Below are 16,528 nucleotides of genomic sequence, written 5' to 3'. Positions count from 1 at the left end.
AAGCTCTAAAAAATGGACTGTACAATGCAGTCCATTTCATCATTTCAAGTAATACTAAAGCAATAACGCATCTATAAAATCTACGTTTTTATCTCGCTCAATCCTTTAACGAAAACACACAAAATTGTTACATTGAGTAGCCATTATTTGCTCGTAGACAGACTTTAACTATGGTTAATTAGTACGCGCAGAAAACACGCAAAAACGATAAAAAAGAGAGGTTTCAACGAAATGTCAATGGAATTACTAAGTGTCGTAATCTACGCTCTGCTCATATTTATAATGGTGCTTTTACAGTCAACTTATATGGCCAAAACAGCTGGTTTAGTGTTTAGCTTTGGCAACAGAGAAAAAGCGCAGCCCAGTAAAAAACCTTTGGGTAATCGTATCGATAGAACGCTAGAAAATTTAAAGGAAGGCGGCATCATGTATGTACCGCTGGCAGTTTTAGCTGTCAGTACCGATGTATCCAATCCTTGGACGTATTATGCAGCGCTGGCCACAATCATCTCACGAGTTCTGTATGTACCAGTCTATATTTTCGGTGTGCGGATTGTCCGTTCTCTCGTCTTTGCACCTAGTTTAATCGCTATTCCGGTTATGGCTTATGGTGTTATGTCAGGCCTTGCTGGTGGCATCTAACCGTCAAAATCATTAACAATATTGATAGTTTAAAAACAATTAAAAATGGACTGCACCTCGCAGTCCATTTTTTTATCGGCTATTTAATTTGTTAAACCGCAACGTCAAAAGCAATACCGACCAGTGCCGTCGTCGCCATAGCTAACGCGCCCCAAAAACCGACCCGTACTATACCAGTGAGCATTTTCGCACCACTCAAATAAGATGAAATCGCCCCTAAAATAGCGAGAAACACCAAAGACAACACAGCGGTAACAACGGACAAATTTGCTTCATCATGATAAAAATACGCCGTCATCAAGGGTAATGCCGCACCCAAAGTAAAACTCAACGCTGAAGAAAAAGCCGCCGTTATAGGTTGCGCTGCTGATAAGTCAGAAATCCCGATTTCATCTCGAGAATGCGCCGCCAGCGCATCGTGCGCCATCAGTTGCCGTGCCACAGTGACGGACAGTTCTGGCTCCACACCTCGCTTTTGATAGATATCAGCTAACTCTATCACCTCTTCCTCGTAATTCTGTTCAAGTGACTTTTTTTCATCCTGCAAATCAGACTTTTCCGTATCAGCCTGAGAGCTCACCGATACATATTCCCCCGCCGCCATAGAAATAGCACCAGCCACTAAACCTGCCGTGCCTGCAACCATGATCGCCGTGTGTCCAGAATTGGCCGACGCCACACCGATAATCAAACTTGCCGTGGAAACAATACCGTCATTCGCACCTAAAACAGCAGCTCTTAACCAACCCACTCGATGTTGGCGATGATGTTCCTGATGAGACCCTGTGGCTTGATTAGATCCAGTAACTTGATTAGACATAGAAACGTTATTCCTCTGACTATGTGTCTGCTATTTATCCCAATGGTAGGCTATTCGACTTAATAAGAAATTTAAGTGAAAACATCCACAACTCATCATAGATCGCGTGTTTTTCAATTCTGGCGCGCACTCAAAGTTCACCCTTTGAAGACTAGATAGACTGGAAATAATGATTAATAGAACAAACAGGCAGGATAAAACGAATGACAAAATGCATCGGTGCGCTGACGCACCCAGTGCTTACTTTTTATATTTAGTTTCGTCATCAGGCCTCAGTTGGCGACAAGCATGAATACCGATTCACAAAATCATTGAGCATCGTTTCTTTGCATCGCATTTGTTTCAAAATTTCAGGATCGAGTTCGGCCACAACGACACCGGGCTCACTTTCGTGGGCTTCTACAATCAGATTACCGTAAGGCCCCCAAATCGCACTAGCACCGCAAGCGGGCCATCCCCCCGTGGTACCGACATGATTCGACATCAGGACATACATCGTATTGTCGAGCGCCCGGGCCGGCATCCAGATCCGAGATTCATGATAACCGTTCCCCTGACTGAACAAGGCACTCACCAGATAAGCATGGCAGCCGTCGACCGCCGCGGATCGCGCATGTTCTGCAAATCCTGAGTCATAACAGATGGCAAGCCCCAGTTTCCACCCGTCAATATGCAGAACGCCAGCTTCACTGCCCGGAGTAAAGAAATCCGCTTCGCTACTGAAAAGCGCACGCTTATGGTAGTCCATGATGCGCTCCCCCTGTTCATTGAAACACACCGAACTAATGTAGAACCTATCCGCCTGCCATGTCGCCGCACCGACGATCGCCGTCACACCTGACTCGCGACAAGCAGCGGCGATGGGGTCAAGCCGTTCATCATGCGGGCTGATTGCATATGCTTCAGGATTTGATTTGATCAGATCCGGCTCGTAACCGCTGAGAAATTTTTCCGGCAGCAGGACGACTCTGGCCTCTTGTTCCGCAGCTTGCCGGATCAACGCGACGGACTGACGGACATTGGCACGAATATCCCCGGCGTATGGCTGCGCCTGTGCAACAGCCACACGCAATGTTTTGTCCGGATATGGTCTCAATTGACTTTCCATATTTGCATTCCTTTGAAAAGAGCTGACTCGCAACGTGTCCGCTGATCGTAAATCAAAATATCACGAACTAAAACATGCACTTGACTAAAACAATGTGTACTTGACTAATTCAGCGACCTTTTCAGGTTGTGTCCGCATAAAATAGTGCTCGCCTTCATTCAGTTCGATCAAATGAATGTCCGTTGTCACACGCGTCCAGTTCTTATACCGTTCGGTATAGCCTTCCGCCGCCGGATCATCCTTCGCAATCACCAAAGATGTCGGAACATTGATCAGTAGTTGCTCATGTTACAGCGGCTCCGAACCAATCCACTCGATGATGTTCCTGATTAGACTCTGTGCTTTGATTAGACCCAGTGCTTTGATTAGACCCAGTGACTTGATTAGACATAGAAACGTTATTCCTCTGTTAAGAGATTGAAGTAAAAAACGAAATGAAACGCTTAACTATTACTTCCCAACCATCCCTTACGCTTGAAGAAAAGTAGCATGCCAAGCGTCAACAAGATAAAAAACACCCACAGCGCCGGATACGCCCATTGTTTACCTAACTCTGGCATATACTCAAAGTTCATCCCGTAAATACTGGAAATAAAAGTCAATGGAATAAATACCGAAGACATAATGGTCAGCACCTTCATGATTTCGTTCATGCGATTGGACACCGCCGACATATAAAGATCTGTCAGACCACTAACCATCTCGCGATAAGATTCAATAATCTCAACAATCTGAATAGTGTGTTCGTACACATCTCGAAGATAAGGCTTAGTGGCCTCCCCCATACGTCCATCTTCTTCACGATAAAGATGATCAATCACCTCACGTATTGGCCAGACAATCCGCCGCAACAACGACAACTCACGTTTTACCGCATGAATACGATGTAATATCGCCGGAGTGGGCTTTTCTAACGTAGTTATTTCAAGTTCTTCGAGGATATCGCCATATTCTTCCAATACCGGAAAGCAATGATCGACCATGGCATCTAACAAAGCATAAAGCAGATAACCAGTGCCATTTTTGCGGATACGCGCATTTTCTTTAAGCAATCGCTCACGAATTGGCTGCCAGACATCGCCTGGCTTTTCTTGAAAAGTAATTAGCACCTTGTCATACAGAAACAAACTCACCTGTTCTGCGTCCAGTACACTGCCAGCGGAAGGATTGTCCGATTCTTGTTTATTAAGTTGCAACATTCGCAACACGACAAACAAATGGTCATCAAAAAATTCAACCCGAGGACGTTGCGGGATGTGCATCACATCTTCCGCCGTTAGGGTATGAAAACCAAAATGCTGACGAAATTGATTAATTACATAAGGATGCGGACGACTGACATTTAGCCAGCGAGTTGTCACCCAATCTGGTATTGGCTTAGCAAAATAGTCGGCAAGATCCGTCACATAACCGGTTTCATACTTAGTTCCCGAATAATCGATGTAACTGATGATAACCGTGCCAGCTTCCGGTGGATCAGACACATCCGCCAGATGCTCAATTCCGGGCATTTCACCGGGCGTTACTTGGCGATAAGGCATATTTTGCCAAGCACCAGAACCTAATAAAGACGCACTATCATTGGTTTCATTAATGGCTTGATCCACTGAGACATCGCTATCTTTCGTCATTCTTCACCCTTATCATTTTGACTTTTAATGGCTTACTTCGTAAGAGTTTCGAAGCCTGCAATAAAGAGATCAAAAGAATATACAGGCAGGATAGGACGAATGGCAAAACCTATCGGTGCGCTGACGAACAAACGTCCAAAAGAGAGATTTGCATTCTATCCGCTACACCCGTAGTGTGGTTATTAGAAACAAGCAGCGTGGTGATTAGAAACAAGCTAAACCTTTAATTTAACTAAAGAGGAAGCACGACAAATGGAAACTAACAATACTCACAAGCACAGCCAAAGTATCGCCAACTTTGCCGCAATCAAAACTGCCATCGCGAACAATGAACAAACACTACTCAAAGAATTAATCGCAGACCAAGCAATGCCAGAGCTCGAAAAAAGCTATCTCATCGATCTAGCTGGACTTGGCAACGACCCTGCGATCTTGAAAATAATCAAAGACATTCCAGTAGAAAAATAGGTCACAAAAAGTCGATTGAGCCTATTCTGTCATCAGTCGTGGCCCAGTGCCTTTTTCGCCCAGCTCATCGTATGGGTTGAGAAGCCGGCACCTTTCAAGAGACAGACAACCACAGCCAATACAATCGGCCATCATATTTTTCAGTTCCATTAATTGAGTAATCTTCCTATCAAGCTCGCTTTGCCATCGGGAACCCAACGCTTCCCAATCTTCTAGGGTGACGCGGGTTCGGTTTGGTAATCCTTCAAGTTCCAACAAAATGTCTTCCAAGGAAAATCCTGTCCGCTGAGCAACCTGAATCAGAGAAACTATCCGAATAACATGTTTTGGGTATTGCCTATGGTTGGATGTGTTTCTTTGACTCTTTATCAAACCTTTCCTTTCATAGAAATGCAAAGCCGACACCGATACGCCGGTCCTTTCGCTTAAAACACCCACAGATATCCACTCAGGAATAAGTTTTTTTTGCATTTGATGCTTGACCTCAACTTAAGTTCAGGTTGCAGAATAGCTGCAAATCCAAGATTGCTCAAGCTCAGTACTTAATAAAACAGCTAGAAAATACTTGAAAGAATACTATCTATATCTAAGAAGAAAGCCTTAATGAAAACCAATCTATTAGAACCCAGAGCACTTTGCCTGCTGTTAATTTCCACGTTAACGGTTATGTCTAATGTCACCATTGCCCCAGCGCTACCCGGTTTGGCTAACGAGTTTTCGGGAACTCCTTCAGCCGATTTCTTAGTAAAGATGCTGTTACCGATCCCAGCTTTATTTGTGGTGATTTTCGCGCCAATATTAGGCTGGACAGCCGATAAGTTCGGTCGCAGAAATCAAATCATCATTGCCACCATCGTCTTTTCCATAGCTGGTGCCGCTGGTGCACAGCTGCAAGATTTAGAAGGCATTATCATTAGTAGAGCGATCTTGGGTATTTGTGTCGCAGGACTGATGACCGCCGTAACGGCGCTAATAACCGATTATTATTCTGGACAGAAAAGAAGCCAATTCATGGGTTTGCAACAAGTTTTTTCTAGTATTGGCGGCATCCTATTCATTGTCACAGCTGGCTATTTAGCCAACACTAGCACACGGCTTCCCTTCTATATTTATGCTGTTGCCATTCTATTCGTACCGCTAATATTTCTGTCTATTTCTGAAACTAAGCAGGCAGTTCAGCCAAGCGATCACCAGCAAGACTATAAAAATACACGTTGGAAACAACCGCTCATTGGCTGCTCAATTCTTATTTTCTGCCACTTTATGGTCTTTTATATCCTTCCAACACAAGTACCGTTTTTTATGGTGGAGATTGGCATAACCGACCCTAGTAAATCAGGCTTAGCGATCGGAATGGGCACCTTAATGGCGGCGATATCGAGTATATTCTTTGGCAAACTGGTTGCCAAAATCCAAAGTTACGGCGTGGCTCTCATAAGCTTCATCGCCATGAGTCTTGGCATGTTCGTGCTATCACAAGCTACTTCGTTCAGCTCTGTTATTCTCGGTTGCGGCCTAATGGGAGTTTGTATGGGATTCGTGATGCCTAATTTCATGACAAAAGGCATGGAACTTGTGCCAAGCAACAAACGCGGACTCGCGTCTGGCGTGCTCACCAGCAGCATCTTCATCGGACAATTTGTTTCCCCGTTTTTTTCCTCAGCTCTTATCGCCAAGCTTGGATACAGTGATTTTTACTTATTAGCAGGGGCTTTCACTTTAGTCCTAGCCCTTGCAGGCACCACTACCCTAAAAAAGCAATCCGCTCTCATCACAAACTTGAAATAACATTAATCGTTGGATATTAAAATGAAAGTACTGACCTTCGGCACAAGCAACAGCAAAAACTCTATCAACAAGCAATTGGCTTTTTATGCCGCGCAGCAAATCAACAACGCAGACGTCTCGCTAATCGACATTAACGATTTTGAAATGCCGATCTACAGTGAAGACAGAGAAAAAGAATCGGGCATTCCACAACTAGCACAAGATTTTTATAACGCCATTGGCTCGGCCGATAGCATCGTTATGTCATTCGCTGAATACAACGGTTCTTATACTTCTGCCTATAAAAACCTATTCGATTGGACATCCCGAATAGACATGAAAGTCTTTCAGAATAAACCCGTTCTTATGCTATCCACCTCACCCGGCCCCAGTGGAGCACAAAGTGTTTTAGCCGCCGCACAAGCCTCAGCGCCCTACTTTGCCGCAAACGTCATCGGCGCCATATCGCTACCCAGCTTCTACGATAACTTTGATGCGGAGAAAAATGTCGTGACTGATGAGCCATTCAACCAGAGCCTGCTCGCTGCAATCCACAAGCTCTAACTTTGTCTAGTTTAAAAGGAATACATTTCTTTATTAGATAACTAATAGCTTTACGTATGTTCAGATAGTTCAGAACATACGTGACACTCGCTATTTTGGAGAAGTAAAAATGGGATTTAGGGACAGATAAAAAATAGTATCGCTTATTATCTGTCCCTAAATTTATAATTTATTTAGTTGTTGTTCAATAAATTGAGTAAAGGCTCTTACCCGCAAAGGGACAAACTGACGTTGTGGCATGACGGCATAAATGGATGTTTCCTTATAAAATTCTGGCAAGACATGACACAAGCGCCCTTGTTCAAGATCTTCTTTAATATGCCATTCAGAATGAAGTGAGATTCCAAGACCCGATAAAGCCGCTTGATACAAGGCATCTCCAAGGTTGCTTTCCAATGTACCTTGTACTTTTACTTTATGCTCTCGCCCTTTTTGATCCATTAGCTGTAGAAAATCTTCACGCCCCTGCCCTGAAGCTAAAATCAAACAATTATACTGAGCAAGCTCCTCTAATGTCTTGGGACTACCGTACTTTCCTAAATAGTCTGGTGACGCAGCTAAAATACGCTTGTTACTGATTATTTTTTTAGCAACCAATCCAGAACTTTCTAAAGAACTCGATATGCGAATGGCGAGGTCATATCCGGAATCAATTAGATTGGAGGTTTCATCACTAAGATTGAGCTGTATCTTTAACTTGGGATGCTGCTGCAGAAATTGAGGCAACAAAGGCGAAATAAACACTCTACCAAAAGACACGCCTGCCGTTATACGTAGTGTGCCCGAAACTTCTTTTGTTACTTGTTTAAGATCACTGGTTAAGGTTTCTAAATCCTCCACCAGATGTCGTCCTTTTAGAGCCAATTCCAACCCTTCAGGAGTGACACTTACCTTTCTCGTTGTTCGATGCAATAAACGAACACCGAGATTACTTTCCAAAACTTGTAACCTTTTACTCGCTAGTGCTGGCGATATGCCGACGCTACGAGCTGCTGCGCTGATAGATTTATGATCGACAACACGAAGAAAAAGAGAAATATCGGCTAAATTACTCATAACTATTAACAAAAATACGTTGAAAGTGTTTCTCTATTTTTGCTGTTTTTTACATAAAATCAAGAGAGTATTCTAGGTTTTATTCAATCATTATGAGGTTTATAAAAATGGAATACAGATTTCTAGGCAACTCTGGCTTTAAAGTTCCAGCGTTAGGCTTTGGTGCAGGTACATTTGGTGGCAAAGGGCCGCTGTTTAGTGCTTGGGGAAATACTCAAGCAAAAGAAGCAAAGCACATTGTGGATATTGCGCTAGAGCATGGAATAAACTTATTTGATACGGCCGATGTTTACTCCGATGGCGAGTCAGAACGTGTTCTAGGCACCACCATCAAAGGGCGCAGAGATAAAGTCATAATCTCTACCAAATCCACTCTAAGAATGGGAGACGGATCAAATGAAGTAGGTGCCTCTCGCCATCGTTTAATTGAATCCGTCGATAACGCTTTAAAACGGTTGGACACTGACTACATAGACATTTTTCAGCTACATCACTTTGATGCCATGACACCCGTAGAAAGCGTTATGTCGACACTGGATGACTTAGTGCGTGCCGGTAAAATCCGTTACATTGGCGTATCTAATTTTTCGGGCTGGCAAGTTATGAAGTCTCAAGCTGTGGCAGATCGTTATGGTTATAATCGTTTTGTTGCCAATCAAACCTATTACTCATTACTGGGGCGTGATTACGAATGGGAACTGATGCCTTTAGGGTTAGATCAAGGGCTAGGAGCAATCGTCTGGAGTCCTCTTGGATGGGGAAGATTGACTGGTAACATCAGTCGAAATAAACCGATTCCAGAAAAAAGTCGACTACACGAAACAGCCCAGTTCGCGCCACCAGTTATCGATGATCACTTATATAATGTGATTGATGTGATGGAAGAGATCGCAATGGAAACAGGCAAAACTATTCCTCAAATTGCTTTGAATTGGGTGTTATATCGCCCCAGTGTGTCGTCCGTACTAATAGGTGCTCGCAACGAATCTCAATTAAGGGACAACATTAAAGCACTAGGTTGGCGTCTAACCGAAGAGCAAGTAAAGCGACTCGATCAAGTTAGTCAAACCACAATTCCCTACCCATATTACCCTTATTGGAATGGGCAATTTAGCGAACGCAACCCTTCTGTTTGCTAATATGTTTATCTTTCTAATTATTTAAATACTACCGTTTTACATAATTCAATTTGGGGTCTGCTGAAAAACTACATTATTTTTCACCTTACCCCAAACTTATTAGCAGATGCTTCCAATTTAGTCCTAGCCCTTGCTAACACCTCTCCTCAAAAAGTAATCCTCTATCACCACGCATTTAAAATAATTTTGATTATAAGAAGTCAAAAATGGAAGTACTTACCTTTTTGTAGCTCAAAACGCTTATCAGCTTAGTTATGGCTTTCAAACAGTCACTCTTTCGTCGAGCGACTGCTCATGCGGATCACCTTACCCATGGTTAACCCTTGCACGACAATCGAAAATATGACGATGCAATAAGTCAGCGTTAGTATCAAACTGCGAGATTCACTGACTGGCAACGACAGGGCCATTGCCACCGAAATACCACCGCGTAAACCGCCCCACGTAAGAATAGTGATCGCCCCTTTTGACTGACTTGTCAGCTTACTAAGCGGGCCAATAATGCTTGCTACACAGAACCAACGAGCCGCCAATACAACCAATATCGACAAAGCACCCGCAAACAACCACTCACTTTCAATGGGTAAAACAAGCAGCTCCAAACCAATTAGGAAAAAAAGCACCACGTTCAGAATCTCATCGATCAGCTCCCAAAAGGTATCCACGTGTTCCCGTGTTTTGTCCTTCATAGCGAACAAACGACCATGATTACCAAGAAACAAACCAGCAACCACCACGGCAATAGGCGCAGACAAATGCAAACTATCCGCCAACGCATATAACCCCATTGCAAGAGCCAACGTCAACAGCACCTCCACTTGGTAGTTATCCACGCGTTTCAGCATGAGATACGTCGTATAACCTGTTATTGATGCCAGTAACAACGCGCCACCCACTTCTTTTAGCAACAAGATACCGATCGCTGCCATGTCGATGGAAGATGAAGTAACACTGCCATCAGCCGCTGGCGTATCCAAACCAGACAATTGCAACAATATTAGAAAAACCACCACTCCCAGTCCATCGTTGAAGAGCGATTCTCCCGCCATCTGACTTTCGAGCTGCTCAGAGGCGCCCGCCGATTTCATAATGGAAAGCACAGCAATAGGATCCGTCGGCGAAATCAAAGCACCGAATAAAAGTGCATGCAAAAATGGAATGGTTAAACCAAGCCAACCGAGAAGCAACCAAGTTACCCAGCCGACAATAAAGGTCGACATCAAGGTGCCAACCACAGCAAGCAAAGCAATGGATAACCATTCACGCCCTAAGCTATCCAGCTTGACATGAATGGCTGCCGCAAAGAGCAAAAAGGCCAACATACCGTGCAATACGACTTTATCGAAATCGATGCGCGACACCAATGACGCCGCCTGCTCACGAACTCCCGATGTGTAAGGACCAATAATAATTAGCGTAAGCGACGCTACCAACGCCACCAGCATGACACCGATGGTCGTCGGCAACTTGATATATCGATAATTGAAATAACTGGATACCGCAGCAAGCGTGATCAAAATACTGACCAAGGAAAAGAAACTCATTGGATCTCCTGATGTTTGTTATTGAGTTGAAAAAGTGTCATACCCTTTTCTGACTAAACACTCATAGAGACCTAGCATTATCGACATCTAGTAGGGCTGTTTATACAGCGTGTGAGGCATATTGATCAGCAATAAATGGTAATAAATTCTGGAGGTTTTATCTGTGCTCTATCGTACAGAGCATGGTATTAACACAAGAGATTGTCTTATCGTTCAGACTCATTTTCCTGTTCTAGATGTACTTATTACTCTCGACAACATTCCGGTCAAAAATAGATATGGCTTTCATCTAACCCTAAACTCCTCGACTTGGTTCATGGGCATCATAACGAGGTAAGTTTGCATCCAGATCATCCCAGTTAGCGCTTGATGACACAAAATTATGTGAGAGTGGTCTTTCTTCAATATCAGAATCTAGAATGCCAAGGCGCAATCTTAGACGATCTGGCGATTGTTCGTTGCTGCTAAAAATGGGTGACGCACACACCTTACAAAAATGACGTTTTTTCCCCGGTGAAGTCTCATAAAATGCCATCAGCTCCTTCCCGGTTTTTATCACTAACTCTTTTGTAGCGATAAACCCATTCGTGGCATAAGCAGTGCCACAGCTTTTTCTGCACTTAGAGCAGTGACAATGAATAATGGAATCTATACCACCATGAATTTCTAATGTCACCGACCCACATAAACAACTCCCCTGATACATAAAATTCCTTTTAATCAATTGGCGTAATTTTCAGCTTGCAGCCAAAAACGCCTAACAACTTAGTGATTGTTTCTAGCTTTGGATTTGCATTACTTGAAAGTGATTTATAAAGGCTCGCGCGAGTGACGCCCGCCTCATTAGCTACTTGCGTCATACCTCTTGCTCTTGCAGCAATACCCAGACAATAGATTAAATGCTCAGGGCTACCATCTTCCGCAGCTGTCGATAAAAACGCCCTAATATCTTCGTCCGTTTCGAGGTAGCTTGCCACGTCAAATGCTGTTGTGTTTGTCATGACCTCTCTCCTTTAAAGTAAATCATTAAGCAATATTTTTGCTTTTTTTATATCACGCTGTTGACTAGATTTATCACCACCAGCTAGAAGGATCACAATTTGACCGTCTTTTTCAGTGAAATAAACTCTGTAACCAGGACCAGCGAAAAAACGTAGTTCGCTAAGCTCTTCTGTTATCTCTTTATAATCACCAAAGTATCCTTCACTTTCTATTCGTGCGATTCGGTTCAATATTTGGATTTTTGCTTGAGTGTCTTTTAATTTCCGTAGCCACTTATCAAAAAAATCCGTTTTTTTGATGCTGTACTGCAAAGCATTTCTCCTCTGTTCCGTTTAATTGTATCCTAAAGGAAACATCTTGCAATATTCAATTGCATAAAAACTATTGGTGTCTAGTAAATTCAGGAAGGTCATTAGCAACTGACAGACCTCACCAAACCTTTGGCAATTCTTCCCAATTGGTCGTATAGGCTGGCGATAGGTGTTCTCGTTTCATGGCCCATTGAGGAGAAACACCTTGCGAGGCGAAGAAGACGTTGCCGAGGCCGCTGTGGTTGATTTGATCCACCACGTTCATTAGGGCTTTTGAGTTTATTTTCGTATTATCAGCTCGGAGTAAATCTTGTTGGAAGTTGCCGTGTTCATAAAAATCAGCCAGCATCACGCCAGCTTTCATATAACGAAAACCTTCACGCCAGAGTCGATTAAACAACACGTCGGCCACTTCTAATAAATCTCGCGTGTCGTCGGTTGGGTTGGGAAGCTCTGCAGACAGAGTTTTCGAATATTGCGGTTCATTTGGAATAAAGGGACTGGTACGAATAAACACGCTCACCACGCGGCAAAATCGTTTTTCCCCTCGTAGTTTCTCGGCCGCACGAGTTGTGTATTTGGCGATGGCTTCGCGTAGTTCACGCTTATCTGTGATTTTATGACCAAAGGACCGACTGCAAATGATTTGCTGCTTTGTTGGCCTTACCAATTCCAAATCCAAACACGACACACCATTCAACTCTCTAATCGTTCGCTCCAACACCACAGAAAACTCGCTTCGAATCGATTTAGGATCAGCATTCGCTAGATCCAACGCGGTATGAATTCCCCTCGCCTTTAGCTTCGCCGTTGTCCGACGGCCAACACCCCATACGTCACTCACATCCAACAAAGCCAGCAAGCGCTTTTGTCTGTCTGGGTCCATCAAATCCACCACCGAACCCGTAGCTGGATACTTCTTCGCCGCATGGTTTGCCAATTTCGCCAGCGTCTTGGTTGGCGCAATACCCACGCCTACCGTAATACCCGTCCATTTATCGACCTTGGCTTTTACTCGTTTGCCAAACGCCAGCAAATCCGTCACATGATCAACGCCAGTTAAATCCATAAACGCCTCATCGATGGAATACACTTCCAGCCGTGGCGCTTCCTCTTCCAAGATGGTCATCACCCGATTCGACAGATCCGCATACAGCGCATAGTTCGACGAAAAGCAAACAATGCCGTGCTTTCTTATCTCGTCCTGAACTTGAAACATCGGCACGCCCATCTTAATGCCCAGCGCCTTTACCTCTTTGGAACGCGCGACAATACAGCCATCGTTATTCGATAACACCACAATAGGCGTGTGTTTTAAATCTGGCCGGAACAACTTCTCGCAACTGGCGTAAAAGTTATTGCAATCGACTAAGGCAAAAATCGTCTTCATCAACCGCGCTCGTACTTGCGAACCACACCCGTTACCACACCGAAGATCTCCAGTTCGGACTCTTCGGTAATATGAATCGCTTTATAAGCTTTATTCTTCGGACGAAGCAACACATTGGGCTTCAGCTCCAACGTCTTCACCGTCATTTCCCCATGAATGCAGGCAATGACGATATCCCCATGACGTGCGGTTAACGAACGATCGACCACCAACACATCACCCGAATAAATGCCCACATCGATCATCGAATCTCCTTGCGCACGCACGCAAAACGTCGCGTTCGGATGAGCGACACAGAACTCATTTAAGTCCAAAGATTTTTCAACAAAATCCTGAGCGGGCGAAGGAAAACCCGCCGATACCGAATCCACATACAAAGGGATTCGCACACTATTGGCCGCGATAAACGCCGCCGACTCAGACACACCAAGATAAGTCACACGCATGATAAACACCAAAATACTGTATAGATACACAGTATAGTTTTAAGCAGCGCGAATGACCAAGTGAATTTTTGTAACGGGAAGAGTTTCTGATTTTGCCACCAGAAATGAGGCGCTTATTTAATGCCTGAGAAGTCCAGCCCCTCCCGCCTCAATATGGAATTTATAACCAGCCAAAGGTATATTATTTAGCACTACTATTGATAAATTGAGGCAAGGAATGCGGAGAAAGATTGACGAGGTAGATAAATGGAAGCCATTTACCGATTCAAGCGGACAAGAATACGATCTTAGTCACCTTGACGCCCATGAAGCGTCATATTCTGATATCAGAAACGGAAAAAAAGAGACCTACACATTTATGGTTTCCTATTCGTTCCACTGCTTTGCAAAAGACTATTCTCATCAAACAGAAGAGGAAAAAGCGAGCTTGATGTACCACGCTCGAAAAGAAAGCAGACCATTTTGTTTTGTAAGATACGAACTCTCAAAAAAGTACTTGAGGCGAATTGTTGATGCATTTGGAGATAAGAAAACCCGCATAGGGCACGCAGGTTACGGTAGCTATGCATCTGTCACAATCAACACGGAGGAAGAAGGGCAAGTAATCTATTTCGTGCCCTTTAAGATGTACCGAGAGAAAAAATTAATGAGGATACACATTACCAGTGCTTATCCTGAGAAGGTGATGCCCAAGCTAAATAAGGTAAACTTTTTCAACATTGCAAAGAATCTTAGGTTCGGACAGCCACCTCCCAAACCCCAGAAATAACAAAACCCGCTTAAAAGCGGGTTCCGTCGAGCATTGATTCAAATTTTGAGCCTATGCCCGATATTCAGAAAGCCTTTACCGGGTTGCCCTCGACCTTTTACGGTAGCCGGATGTGTGATGTTACTCACTCTGCTGCACCCATACATGACATCTCTGTCAATATTTGTAGTTTATACACGTAAACTTTATTTATCAACTACCTTCCCCAAAGTGGCGGCCTAAGGATTTGGCGAAGTCATTGATGAGTTTAAGCTCGGTCAAAGGCTCGGGCCACTTGCAAGTTGAACTTGGGACAGATCCACATGGCATAAGCGTAAACCAGTTCCTTGCAAACATAGGTTCTTCTATTTGCTCCACCACGTACTGACTTTATTAGCTAGACTCAAAACAAATGCATACTGCAATATGTATTGACGCATATGTAAACTAAGCCTATCATCATTTATACGTTATTTCGTATAAAACAAGATACTCAACTTGCTTCGAATGAACTTACAGTGAGCACTGCCATGGAAAAATTACAATATACAAACATTTTTGATGCAATTGCAGATGATCCAGCGGAAGCTGCTGACCTCGAGTTCCGTGCAGATATGATGCTTGTGCTTAGAAACTACTTCCAATCAAAAGGCTGGAAACAAGCGGATATAATGGCTAACTTGGGCATCACTCAACCTAGAGTAAGTGAGCTAACAAGAGGCAAAGTAGACAAATTCTCTTCTGATAAACTCATTGGTTTTCTTGCGAAAGTTGGTTATACGATTAAACCAACGCTGAAACTGCAGGATAATCAGGCTCCCATTTTCGAATGCACTACACGGTCATTAAACGAAGCATGATTTCATGACAAAAGAGAGCGTTATAAACTCTCTTTTTTAACAATATCCATCATATCTTTGTAACGTTTCTTAACGGTATTCATAGCCTTTTTATCAACGCCGTTTGTCGTTTTCACAAAAGAATGAAGCAAAAAAATAGTGTCTCCAAATTTTGCACAATAAACAGCCCGATAAGCTGGACTACCATTCTCTATAAGCTCTATCGCGCCCTTTCCAACGCTATCAGCAATATGTTTGAAATTAACTAACGGATCTTGATCCTGAGCGACAGCATTTAAACTCGTAGCAAAGAGTAACTGTATATCTTTTGGTAACTTACCAAATTCACGTTTCGCTGCGGCATTAACAAATCTAAAAACCTTCATTATTGTCCCTAGAAAAGCCGCCGCACGAACGGCGGCTTTTAACACCTAAACAGAAACCACCTAACCCAGCGAATAGATCAAGATGGTTACGCTATCCACTAGCTCATTGAGAAGCAAAAGCACCTCAACTGCCTTTTCAAGGATGTACTGTAACCTCATCATAGATATTACCTCTATAACGTACAGATTAATGAAAAGGCTTCGATGGCATTAACAGGTTCTTGAGATCCCAGCCTAAGTACGCTACGATCTAATTTCTATAGGTTGAGCCTGTCTCAGCAAGTGCTGATTGCTTTGTCGAGCAAGGTTGCACATCGAAGCCGCTTGTTTAGTTGCGCTAAATAAGCGGCTTTTTTATGTCTTTTTCATATTAACCTCTCTATAAAAATCCAATTTAGAACACCCAAATAAGCCCATCGGCTAAATGAATATAGAAATATAATAACCAATAAAAGTTTGACTTACTCGTCAACTTGGAACTTAAACCACAATTTCGTATGTATTTGATTAATCTTAGCTGCCTAGATACAAGGAAGAAAGGCAAAAAACCCGTAAGTAATTGATAAGTATATTAATGTTCCCGTAAATAAAGACACCAGCATAAAGGTTCCCAAACTTATCAAGCACTTATAAGTGCCTCAAAAACATTAATATAAGGGATTATTTT

General features: G+C 43.2%; 20 protein-coding genes. 7 read left to right on the top strand and 13 right to left on the bottom strand.

What is annotated here, in order from left to right; genetic code table 11:
* Positions 1 to 231: 231 nt before the first annotated feature.
* On the top strand, positions 232 to 642 hold the full coding sequence (locus CCS02_RS03245; protein WP_084122279.1) for an MAPEG family protein: 411 nt from the start codon (positions 232 to 234) through the stop codon (positions 640 to 642).
* Between the two features lie 91 nt (positions 643 to 733).
* On the opposite strand, the gene CCS02_RS03240 is transcribed toward CCS02_RS03245, so the two are convergent.
* The 3 genes from CCS02_RS03240 to corA form a co-directional block, all read right to left on the bottom strand.
* Positions 734 to 1,462 (bottom strand): VIT1/CCC1 transporter family protein, encoded by a 729-nt coding sequence (locus tag CCS02_RS03240; protein ID WP_012069699.1) that lies wholly within the window; start codon positions 1,460 to 1,462, stop codon positions 734 to 736.
* Positions 1,463 to 1,727: 265 nt separating this feature from the next.
* A complete protein-coding gene (locus CCS02_RS03235) occupies positions 1,728 to 2,570 on the bottom strand; it encodes a carbon-nitrogen hydrolase family protein (RefSeq protein WP_100635765.1) in 843 nt (280 codons plus the stop codon).
* A 443-nt stretch (positions 2,571 to 3,013) separates the two neighbouring features.
* On the bottom strand, positions 3,014 to 4,201 hold the full coding sequence (corA, locus tag CCS02_RS03230) for a magnesium/cobalt transporter CorA (protein ID WP_100635764.1): 1,188 nt from the start codon (positions 4,199 to 4,201) through the stop codon (positions 3,014 to 3,016).
* Between the two features lie 252 nt (positions 4,202 to 4,453).
* On the opposite strand from corA, the gene CCS02_RS03225 reads away from it, so the two are divergent.
* Positions 4,454 to 4,669: a hypothetical protein gene (locus CCS02_RS03225; RefSeq protein WP_100187736.1), complete on the top strand. Its 216-nt coding sequence runs from the start codon at positions 4,454 to 4,456 to the stop codon at positions 4,667 to 4,669.
* Between the two features lie 21 nt (positions 4,670 to 4,690).
* Here CCS02_RS03225 and soxR read toward each other — a convergent pair whose 3' ends face one another.
* Complete coding sequence (gene soxR, locus CCS02_RS03220; RefSeq protein ID WP_100635762.1) at positions 4,691 to 5,140, bottom strand: redox-sensitive transcriptional activator SoxR; 450 nt, start codon at positions 5,138 to 5,140, stop codon at positions 4,691 to 4,693.
* A 132-nt stretch (positions 5,141 to 5,272) separates the two neighbouring features.
* Between soxR and CCS02_RS03215 the strand changes: the two genes are divergently transcribed.
* Positions 5,273 to 6,457: an MFS transporter gene (locus tag CCS02_RS03215; RefSeq protein WP_100635761.1), complete on the top strand. Its 1,185-nt coding sequence runs from the start codon at positions 5,273 to 5,275 to the stop codon at positions 6,455 to 6,457.
* A 21-nt stretch (positions 6,458 to 6,478) separates the two neighbouring features.
* Entirely contained in the window at positions 6,479 to 7,000 is a 522-nt protein-coding gene (locus CCS02_RS03210; protein ID WP_100635759.1) for an NADPH-dependent FMN reductase, read from the top strand.
* A gap of 162 nt (positions 7,001 to 7,162) precedes the next feature.
* On the opposite strand, the gene CCS02_RS03205 is transcribed toward CCS02_RS03210, so the two are convergent.
* The gene (locus CCS02_RS03205; protein ID WP_100635757.1) at positions 7,163 to 8,056 is read right to left on the bottom strand and encodes a LysR family transcriptional regulator; all 894 of its coding nucleotides are present in this window, start codon (positions 8,054 to 8,056) and stop codon (positions 7,163 to 7,165) included.
* A gap of 107 nt (positions 8,057 to 8,163) precedes the next feature.
* On the opposite strand from CCS02_RS03205, the gene CCS02_RS03200 reads away from it, so the two are divergent.
* Positions 8,164 to 9,195, top strand: a complete 1,032-nt coding sequence (locus CCS02_RS03200) for an aldo/keto reductase (RefSeq protein ID WP_100635755.1) — start codon at positions 8,164 to 8,166, stop codon at positions 9,193 to 9,195.
* Between the two features lie 269 nt (positions 9,196 to 9,464).
* On the opposite strand, the gene CCS02_RS03195 is transcribed toward CCS02_RS03200, so the two are convergent.
* The 6 genes from CCS02_RS03195 to umuD all read right to left on the bottom strand — a co-directional run bounded on the left by CCS02_RS03195 (position 9,465) and on the right by umuD (position 13,888).
* Positions 9,465 to 10,739 (bottom strand): cation:proton antiporter, encoded by a 1,275-nt coding sequence (locus CCS02_RS03195; protein WP_100635754.1) that lies wholly within the window; start codon positions 10,737 to 10,739, stop codon positions 9,465 to 9,467.
* 295 nt (positions 10,740 to 11,034) lie between these two features.
* Positions 11,035 to 11,445: a GFA family protein gene (locus CCS02_RS03190; RefSeq protein WP_072839254.1), complete on the bottom strand. Its 411-nt coding sequence runs from the start codon at positions 11,443 to 11,445 to the stop codon at positions 11,035 to 11,037.
* Between the two features lie 10 nt (positions 11,446 to 11,455).
* Positions 11,456 to 11,740 carry an addiction module antidote protein gene (locus tag CCS02_RS03185; RefSeq protein ID WP_100187741.1) on the bottom strand — a complete coding sequence of 95 codons (285 nt, stop codon included), beginning with the start codon at positions 11,738 to 11,740 and terminating at the stop codon, positions 11,456 to 11,458.
* A 12-nt stretch (positions 11,741 to 11,752) separates the two neighbouring features.
* Positions 11,753 to 12,052, bottom strand: a complete 300-nt coding sequence (locus CCS02_RS03180) for a type II toxin-antitoxin system RelE/ParE family toxin (RefSeq protein ID WP_100187742.1) — start codon at positions 12,050 to 12,052, stop codon at positions 11,753 to 11,755.
* A gap of 118 nt (positions 12,053 to 12,170) precedes the next feature.
* Positions 12,171 to 13,442: a translesion error-prone DNA polymerase V subunit UmuC gene (gene umuC, locus CCS02_RS03175; protein ID WP_100635753.1), complete on the bottom strand. Its 1,272-nt coding sequence runs from the start codon at positions 13,440 to 13,442 to the stop codon at positions 12,171 to 12,173.
* A complete protein-coding gene (umuD, locus tag CCS02_RS03170; protein WP_100635751.1) occupies positions 13,442 to 13,888 on the bottom strand; it encodes a translesion error-prone DNA polymerase V autoproteolytic subunit in 447 nt (148 codons plus the stop codon). The genes umuC and umuD overlap by 1 nt, the downstream gene beginning before the upstream one ends.
* A gap of 217 nt (positions 13,889 to 14,105) precedes the next feature.
* On the opposite strand from umuD, the gene CCS02_RS03165 reads away from it, so the two are divergent.
* On the top strand, positions 14,106 to 14,657 hold the full coding sequence (locus CCS02_RS03165; protein WP_100635749.1) for a stationary phase growth adaptation protein: 552 nt from the start codon (positions 14,106 to 14,108) through the stop codon (positions 14,655 to 14,657).
* 247 nt (positions 14,658 to 14,904) lie between these two features.
* On the opposite strand, the gene CCS02_RS22455 is transcribed toward CCS02_RS03165, so the two are convergent.
* Positions 14,905 to 15,030, bottom strand: coding sequence for a KilA-N domain-containing protein (locus CCS02_RS22455; RefSeq protein ID WP_100635964.1), 126 nt, complete (start codon positions 15,028 to 15,030; stop codon positions 14,905 to 14,907).
* A 124-nt stretch (positions 15,031 to 15,154) separates the two neighbouring features.
* Here CCS02_RS22455 and CCS02_RS03155 point away from each other — a divergent pair, with 124 nt between their 5' ends.
* Positions 15,155 to 15,496 carry a helix-turn-helix domain-containing protein gene (locus CCS02_RS03155; protein ID WP_198515323.1) on the top strand — a complete coding sequence of 114 codons (342 nt, stop codon included), beginning with the start codon at positions 15,155 to 15,157 and terminating at the stop codon, positions 15,494 to 15,496.
* Positions 15,497 to 15,516: 20 nt separating this feature from the next.
* Here the strand turns inward: CCS02_RS03155 and CCS02_RS03150 are convergent, their stop codons facing one another.
* A complete protein-coding gene (locus CCS02_RS03150) occupies positions 15,517 to 15,906 on the bottom strand; it encodes a type II toxin-antitoxin system RelE/ParE family toxin (protein WP_198515322.1) in 390 nt (129 codons plus the stop codon).
* Between the last annotated feature and the right edge of the window lie 622 nt (positions 15,907 to 16,528).

Source organism: Marinomonas sp. ef1 (assembly GCF_002806845.1).
Lineage (GTDB): Bacteria > Pseudomonadota > Gammaproteobacteria > Pseudomonadales > Marinomonadaceae > Marinomonas > Marinomonas polaris.
Note: the sequence above shows the minus strand (reverse complement) of the source record. Positions and strands in the feature narration are given on the sequence as shown.

Bases quoted from the DNA above. Each gene is read 5' to 3' on its own strand.
- CCS02_RS03225 (WP_100187736.1), top strand. From the start codon at position 4,454: ATGGAAACTAACAATACTCACAAGCACAGCCAAAGTATCGCCAACTTT.
- CCS02_RS03245 (WP_084122279.1), top strand. From the start codon at position 232: ATGTCAATGGAATTACTAAGTGTCGTAATCTACGCTCTGCTCATATTT.
- CCS02_RS03190 (WP_072839254.1), bottom strand. From the start codon at position 11,445: ATGTATCAGGGGAGTTGTTTATGTGGGTCGGTGACATTAGAAATTCAT.
- CCS02_RS03165 (WP_100635749.1), top strand. From the start codon at position 14,106: ATGCGGAGAAAGATTGACGAGGTAGATAAATGGAAGCCATTTACCGAT.
- CCS02_RS03200 (WP_100635755.1), top strand. From the start codon at position 8,164: ATGGAATACAGATTTCTAGGCAACTCTGGCTTTAAAGTTCCAGCGTTA.
- CCS02_RS03205 (WP_100635757.1), bottom strand. From the start codon at position 8,056: ATGAGTAATTTAGCCGATATTTCTCTTTTTCTTCGTGTTGTCGATCAT.
- CCS02_RS03185 (WP_100187741.1), bottom strand. From the start codon at position 11,740: ATGACAAACACAACAGCATTTGACGTGGCAAGCTACCTCGAAACGGAC.
- CCS02_RS03215 (WP_100635761.1), top strand. From the start codon at position 5,273: ATGAAAACCAATCTATTAGAACCCAGAGCACTTTGCCTGCTGTTAATT.
- CCS02_RS03195 (WP_100635754.1), bottom strand. From the start codon at position 10,739: ATGAGTTTCTTTTCCTTGGTCAGTATTTTGATCACGCTTGCTGCGGTA.
- CCS02_RS03210 (WP_100635759.1), top strand. From the start codon at position 6,479: ATGAAAGTACTGACCTTCGGCACAAGCAACAGCAAAAACTCTATCAAC.
- soxR (WP_100635762.1), bottom strand. From the start codon at position 5,140: ATGCAAAAAAAACTTATTCCTGAGTGGATATCTGTGGGTGTTTTAAGC.
- CCS02_RS03235 (WP_100635765.1), bottom strand. From the start codon at position 2,570: ATGGAAAGTCAATTGAGACCATATCCGGACAAAACATTGCGTGTGGCT.
- CCS02_RS03240 (WP_012069699.1), bottom strand. From the start codon at position 1,462: ATGTCTAATCAAGTTACTGGATCTAATCAAGCCACAGGGTCTCATCAG.
- umuC (WP_100635753.1), bottom strand. From the start codon at position 13,442: ATGAAGACGATTTTTGCCTTAGTCGATTGCAATAACTTTTACGCCAGT.
- corA (WP_100635764.1), bottom strand. From the start codon at position 4,201: ATGACGAAAGATAGCGATGTCTCAGTGGATCAAGCCATTAATGAAACC.
- umuD (WP_100635751.1), bottom strand. From the start codon at position 13,888: ATGCGTGTGACTTATCTTGGTGTGTCTGAGTCGGCGGCGTTTATCGCG.